The sequence below is a fragment of the Streptococcus mitis genome (assembly GCF_005144795.1).
GTDB classification, from domain to species: domain Bacteria; phylum Bacillota; class Bacilli; order Lactobacillales; family Streptococcaceae; genus Streptococcus; species Streptococcus mitis_BB.
This window is the reverse complement of record NZ_SWFJ01000037.1, coordinates 1-606: the sequence shown is the minus strand read 5'-3', so window position 1 is coordinate 606 and position 606 is coordinate 1. Positions and strand designations below refer to the sequence as shown.

Annotated in this window: 1 protein-coding gene; it reads left to right on the top strand. The window is 37.8% G+C overall.

What is annotated here, in order from left to right; genetic code table 11:
• Positions 1-606, top strand: a 606-nt coding sequence (locus FBF73_RS09855; protein WP_206146685.1) for a hypothetical protein, incomplete at both ends; no start/stop codon positions are given.

Sequence of the window (606 nt, the reverse complement as noted above, 5' to 3'; positions counted from 1 at the left end):
ACCAAGTCGTCGAGCGGTCAAATTGCTAAGCTTCAAGAAGAAAATGAACGATTAAAAAAAGAGAATGAAAAGTTGAAAGAAGACGGCAAAAAGCCTTCTAAAGGTAGTGTGGATGTAGACAATCTCATTACGATGATTAAAAACAAAGAAGATAAAATTTTATCTTCTCCAAACCTTTCAGCTTCTCGCAAGGAAAAGTTGAGCAATACATTCTCAGGTAAGATTCAAAGCAGCAGTGCAGAAGATCTGCTAAAGTATTACGGTGATTTATCGCAGTATGATTTGACTTTAGCTCAAATAGGAAATACAGACATACAGAACAGCGTCCTTAACAATGACTCTATTAAAGGTAGTTTGCAGCAGGCGTTAGCTGGCACCGTCTCTTCTCAAGATGCACGTAAGCAAATCCAACAAAACCTGTCTCTAACAAAAGAAGAGTTAGCACAGTTCCAAAGTTCAGTGCAAGATTTTGCTGATCAATATGGACAAACAGTTGATGCTGAACAAGCATCTATTATGGAAAAGCTATCAGCTATTCAAGAAAAAGCAAATGCCATGAATCAAGAGCTTCAATCTAGCGCAGGTGAAGATCAAGCATTAGAAAAG